Source organism: Trueperaceae bacterium (assembly GCA_019454765.1).
Taxonomy (GTDB): Bacteria; Deinococcota; Deinococci; order Deinococcales; family Trueperaceae; genus JAAYYF01.
The window spans coordinates 1-5,252 of sequence record JACFNR010000078.1 but is presented as its reverse complement, the minus strand read 5'-3'; the positions used below and the strand labels follow the sequence as shown (position 1 = coordinate 5,252).

Below are 5,252 nucleotides of genomic sequence, written 5' to 3'. Positions count from 1 at the left end.
GCGCTGACCACCCAGCCGGCGGGCGGCTCCACCACCACCTGGCGGTGGAAGCTGTTGACGCGCAGGTGCGTGCCGACCCAGCCGGCCAGGCGCGTGCCGGGGGTCACCTCGGCGGTGTGCGTGCTCACCGTGTGGGCCTCGGTCTGGTAGTGGTTGCGGCTGCCGGGCACCTGGCCGAGGTTGAGGACGGGCGCGCCGCCCAGCGCCTCGCTGATCGTCTGGTGGCCGCGGCAGATGCCCAGCAGCGGCATGCCCCTGGCCCAGGCGGCTCGCACCAGCTCGACCTCGAGGTCGAAGCGGGGCGGGTTCGTCTGCCGCAGGGTGGGGTCGGGGTTGTCGAGGAAGTACTGACCCGGGATGCTGCCGCCGCCGCTCACCAGCAGGGCGCTCAGCGCGCCGAGCACCGCGTCCACCTGGCCGGCCGCCGCCGGGTGGGTGGGTACGAGCAGGGGGACGCCGCCCGCCTCCGCCACGGCCGCCGCGTAGCGCGCGGAGACGGAGTAGCGCCAGTCGGGGTAGCCGTCCTTGGACGGCAGCTCGGCCGCGTGCACGGTGATGCCCACCACGGGGGCGCCCTGACTCATGCTGGTTCCACCTCGGGTTCCGTCGGCTGGCTCTCGCCGCCCTGACCGGCGCCGGCGACGGCCGTTCGGGGGGCGCGCCGCGCGCGCCGGCGTAGCGCGCTCTTGGGATCGTAGATCTCCTGCAGGCGCTCGCCCAGGAGGTTGATGGCGAGGACGAGGACGAGCAGCGCCACCCCGGGGATGGTGCTCACCCACCAGGCGATGAAGAGAACCCCGCGCCCCTCGGCGATCATCGAACCCCAGGCGGGGATGTTGGGCGGGATGCCCACGCCCAGGAAGCTCAGCGACGCTTCCAGCACCATGAAGTAGCCGACGCGGAGCGTGGCGAGCACGACGATGGCGGGGAGGATGTTCGGGATGACCTCGCGGAAGAGCGAGCGGCCGCGGCGTTGCCCCAGCGCCCGCGCCGCCTCCACGTACTCCTGCGATGCTTGGTCGAGCGTCTGCCCGCGTGCCAGCCGATAGAACTCGACCCACCCCTTGAGCGACAGCGCCAGCACCAGGTTGAAGAACCCGGGACCAAGGAACGCCATCATGCCGATGGCGAATATCAGGTACGGGAAGGCGAGCAGCAACTCGGTGAAGCGGCCGGTGACGGCGTCGAAGGCGCCACGGAAGAACCCGCCGAGCGCCCCAAGCACCGTGCCGAACACGGCGGTGATGGTCACGGTGATGATGCCGATGAGCAGGCTCACGCGGGCGCCGTAGAGGGTGCGCGAGAGGATGTCGCGCCCGAGGGAGTCGGTGCCGAACCAGTGCTGCGCGGAAGGAGGCTTGAGGCGCTGGCCGAGCGCCGTGGCGTCGGGGGCGTACGGGGCGACCAGTGGCGCGAACGCAGCGAGCATCACGTAGACGACGATGACGCCGACGCTCAGCGCCCCAAGCGGCGTGGCGACGACCTTGCGCGCCAGTGCGATGAGGCCAGGGCGCCGACGCGAGGCCGTCATAGCGTGATCTTGGGGTTGAGGATGGTGTAGAGCGCGTCCACGACGAGGTTGGCCGCGACGTAGGTGAGCGCGTACAGCATGACCGCCGCCTGCACCACCACGTAGTCCCGCGCGAAGATCGAGCTGACGACGAGGCGCCCCACGCCGGGCCAGGCGAAGATCGTCTCCACGATCATGTTGCCGCCCAGGAGCTCGCCGAACTGCAGGCCCGTGACGGTGATGGCGGGGATGAGCGCGTTCCGCAGCGCGTGCTTGATGATGACGGCCCACTCGCTGGCCCCCTTGGCGCGGGCCGAGGTGATGAACTCCTTGCCGAGGATCTCGATCATGGAGGCGCGCACCACGCGCGCGAGAACGGCCGCGAAGACCACGCCGAGCGTCAGGGCGGGCAGCACCAGGTGCTTGAGCGCCGCCAGGAACGCCCGCGGGTCCTTGACGAGGAGGGTGTCGATGAGCATGAAGCCCGTCACCCTGTCGACCACGAGCGTCGCCGCTATCCGCCCCGACGTGGGCAGGAGCTTGAGCTCCACCGAGAAGAGGAGGATGAGCAGCAGCCCGAACCAGAAGGCCGGCATGCTGACGCCCACCAGCGCGCCCGAGAGCACGGTGCGGTCCAGCCACGAGCCGGCCCGGACCGAGCTGATGATGCCCACGGGCAGGGCGATGAGGATGGCCACGATCATCGTGGCGATCGTCAGTTCGATGGTGGCGGGCAGGGTGTCGCGGATCAGCTCCGCGACGGGCACGTGCTTGACGAAGCTGACGCCGAGGTCGCCCCTGAAGAGCCCCTGGAAGAACAGCCCGAGCTGAGCGAGGAGGGGCTTGTCGAGGTGGAGCTGGCTGCGCAGCACGTCGATCTGCTGCTGCGTGACGTTGGACTCGCCCAGCATGATCTCGACGGGGTCCCCCGGCAGGAAGCGCAGGAACATGAACGCCAGCACCGCCACGCCGAGCGCGACGGGTATGGCCGAGAGAACGCGTTCGAGTAGCTTCGTCAGTCGCATCCGTCTACCTGCGGTCGCCGCCCGACCTCGCGGCCGCGGCGTTCTCGTTCCCAGGGCCTGGCGCGGTCCCGAGGTGGCAGCCGCGGAGCCAAGCTTCCGGCTCCGCGGCGTGGGTCACTGGGTGGGTCGACCGGTCGCGAGGGGGGCCAGCCCCCGCGCCGCGCTCCTCAGGATAGGAGCCTCAGTTCGTGTCGTAGCCGGCTTCGCGCAGGAGCTGCTTGGCCTTCTCCGGGTCGTACGGATAGGGGGCCAGGTCGGAGTCGAAGCCGAAGCCGCTGGGGAGGAAGACGGTGGAGAGCCTGTCGCCGTAGCCCAAGTAGATGTTGCTCAGGATGCTGTTCCAGTCGATGGCGTAGTTGAACGCCTGCCGCACGCGCGTGTCGTTGAACGGAGCGGTGGCGTTGTTGAGCTCGATCTGGTACGAGCGGGTGCCCAGGGCCGTGTGGACGCCGACGCCCGGCACGCCCTGCAGGCGCTCGACGAGGTCGGGCGGCACGGCCTGGATGACGTGGACCTCGCCCGCAAGGAGGGCCGCGATGCGGGTGCTTGGTTCTGGCATCATCTGGAACACGACGCTCTTCAGCTTGGGCGCGCCGTTCCAGTGGCCCTGGTTGGCCTCCAACACGACCTGCGCGTCGAGGGCGCCGCGGGCGTACACGAACGGGCCGGAACCGATGGGGGCCTTGGCGAAGGCGGCGTCCCCGACCTCGGTCACGTACTCCTGTGGGACGATCTGGAAGTGACTCAACGCCTGCAGGACGAGTTCCTGCGGGAACGTCTCCTTGTAGTGGAAGCGCACCGTGTGGGCGTCGACCTTCTCGACGTGGTCGATGGGGCCGAGCAGGCCGGCGCGGGGGCTCGTCTGGCCGCCCACGGCCCCCTCGGTGAGGATGCGGCCGAACGTGAACACCACGTCGTCGGCGTCGAGGACCTCGCCGTTACTGAAGGTCACGCCGTCGCGCAGGTCGAACTCGTAGGTCAGCGGGTCGACGACGCGCCAGGCGGTGGCGAGGTGCGGCTGGATCTGGCCCTGCGCCGTGGGGATGGTGAGCGCGTCGAAGATGTTGCGGAGCACGGCCTCGGTCTCGCGGTCGCGGTACATGGCCGGGTCGAACGTTACGAGCGCGTTCGTGCGCATGGCGAGGACGAGCGTGTCGGAACCGTCGACCGACACCTTGTGCATGTTCTCGCTGTTGTCGGCGGCGGGTTCCCAGCCCTTGACGGCGTCGGACGCCGCCTCGATGTTCTGCAGCACGTAACCGAAGCCGAGGGCGGCGTCGGCGTAGATGGCGCGCTGGGCGCGCTTGTAGGCGGCGGCGCGCGTCTCGTCGTCGATGGAGGTGGAGGCGACCCGGAACGCCTCGTCGACGTCGGCGTTCGAGTAGAAGGAGTAGTTGCCGCGGTCCTTCGTGCGGAGCTTGGGTATGGCCAGGTCAAACGGATCGAAGTAGGCGCTACCCCAGTCGCTGGTGGAGGCCGTGCGGTTGCCGGCGATCATCTCGTCCTTGAGAACGCTGGACTGCCAGACGCGCAGCGAGGCGTCGATGCCTATGGCCTGGAGTTGCGCGACGATGGCCTGGCCCTCGTCGCTGCGGTTCTCGGTGACGTCCAGTACGAACGTCAGTTTCTCGGCGCCGGCCGCGCTCAAAGCCAGCGCGGCGAACGCCACCAACAGCCATCTCGCTCGGTGCATGCCGTCCTCCTTCGACCACCGCGGGGGCGGTGGGTGATGAGCCGCCCGCCCCGGCGCGACCCGACCCGTGTACACGTTCTGTTGTAAGAAGATACGTTCTTGCAACAGGCGTTGTCAACGGGGGGCGCGTCGGCCCCGGCGGTCGTGGAGGACGGCGAACTTCAGCCCTTGTCCAAGTCGATGGCGTGGTGGTCGAGGTCCGCCACGCCGCGCTTCCAGTAGCCGTCGACGCTAACGCGTTGCGCCGGGAGGCCGATCTCGAGCCTCAGGTAGTCCCTGACGGCCTTCATGGCGCTCACCTCGCCCGCGGCGAAGGCGAACCAGTCGTCGTGCTTAGGTAGCGGCACCGCCCGCACCGCGTTGGCGAGGGCGCCGGCGCCGCCGTTGCCCCGCACGGCCCACGTGACCTCGAAGCCCGGGCGCTCCGTGATGGTGCGCTTCTCGCGCTCGTCGGCCGCCTCTATCACCACGTGCGCCCGCGCGCCCTCCGGCAGTTCCTCAACGAGGCGGCCCAGGGCGGGCAGCGCCGTCTCGTCGCCGGCCAGCAGGTACCAGGCGTAGTTCTCCGGGTAGACGCTGTTGCCGCGCGGCCCCAGGACGCCCAGGCGGTCGCCCACCCGGGCGTTGCGCGCCCAACTGGAGGCCACGCCGGCGGAGCCGTCGGCCGCGCTGCCGTGCAGCACGAACTCGAGAACCAGCTCGCGCCTGGCCTCGTCCCAGCCCCTCACGGTGAAGTCTCGCATGGCAGGCCTTGGCGCGCCCTCGGCAGTCTCGCGGACGGGCCTGCCGGGTTCGGGCAACGTCACGTCCTTGCTGCCCGGCTGCGGGAACAGCACCTTGACGTGGTCGCCCACCGCGAGGCGGACGTAGGGGAAGCCCGCGTCGAGGTCCGGGCCCACCAGGTGGACGCGGCGGTAGTTGGGCGTGAGGTCCTCCACGCGGCTGACGGTGAGCAGGCGCCGCCCGAGGGTCTCGACGCGGCGGCGTTGCACCTGGCCCGTGAGGTTCGGGCTGACCGGCTCGG

The 5,252-nt window shown here is 70.2% G+C and carries 5 protein-coding genes; all 5 read right to left on the bottom strand.

The genetic code is table 11. From position 1 onward, the window contains the following. The coding region (locus H3C53_13195; GenBank protein ID MBW7917622.1) for a gamma-glutamyl-gamma-aminobutyrate hydrolase family protein at positions 1–584 on the bottom strand (584 nt) is incomplete at its 3' end. After that, complete coding sequence (locus H3C53_13190; GenBank protein ID MBW7917621.1) at positions 581–1,501, bottom strand: ABC transporter permease; 921 nt, start codon at positions 1,499–1,501, stop codon at positions 581–583. The genes H3C53_13190 and H3C53_13195, both read right to left, overlap by 4 nt. A 26-nt stretch (positions 1,502–1,527) precedes the next feature. Then, complete coding sequence (locus H3C53_13185) at positions 1,528–2,535, bottom strand: ABC transporter permease (GenBank protein ID MBW7917620.1); 1,008 nt, start codon at positions 2,533–2,535, stop codon at positions 1,528–1,530. 181 nt (positions 2,536–2,716) lie between these two features. Next, positions 2,717–4,228, bottom strand: a complete 1,512-nt coding sequence (locus tag H3C53_13180) for a peptide ABC transporter substrate-binding protein (GenBank protein ID MBW7917619.1) — start codon at positions 4,226–4,228, stop codon at positions 2,717–2,719. A gap of 161 nt (positions 4,229–4,389) precedes the next feature. Continuing rightward, a complete protein-coding gene (locus H3C53_13175) occupies positions 4,390–5,220 on the bottom strand; it encodes a siderophore-interacting protein (GenBank protein ID MBW7917618.1) in 831 nt (276 codons plus the stop codon). Between the last annotated feature and the right edge of the window lie 32 nt (positions 5,221–5,252).

Coding starts and splice junctions, on each gene's coding strand:
- H3C53_13185 (MBW7917620.1), bottom strand. CDS start 2,535: ATGCGACTGACGAAGCTACTCGAACGCGTTCTCTCGGCCATACCCGTC.
- H3C53_13180 (MBW7917619.1), bottom strand. CDS start 4,228: ATGCACCGAGCGAGATGGCTGTTGGTGGCGTTCGCCGCGCTGGCTTTG.